Source organism: Belnapia sp. AC561 (genome assembly GCF_979252845.1).
The window spans coordinates 1-245 of the sequence record NZ_CEEDBP010000413.1; the positions used below are offsets into that span (position 1 = coordinate 1).

The following is a 245-nucleotide window of genomic DNA, read 5'->3' on the forward strand; positions in this document are numbered from 1 at the left end:
GTATTGGCCAGACAAACCCTGCCTACGTTGGCCTGGCGGATATGGCCAATCACGGTTTCGCTTTTGATTGGGTAGCGCTGCACCAGCTTGGCCACTTCCGAATCGACGCTGGCTTGTGGGTCCTGAAACAGGCGCAAGCCGCGTCCTTCATAGAAGGCGATGCCCCAGCCGTCGCGGTGCGGGCCGGTGCCGCCGCCGCGCTGCATCAGGCCGGTAAAACTGAACACGATGTCGGTCGGTACGTT

1 protein-coding gene is annotated in these 245 nt (G+C 61.6%); it reads right to left on the bottom strand.

Going from position 1 to position 245, the window contains the following annotated elements; translation table 11 throughout:
- Positions 1–245, bottom strand: a 245-nt coding sequence (locus AC0IW9_RS31655) for a class II glutamine amidotransferase (protein WP_471652244.1), incomplete at both ends; no start/stop codon positions are given.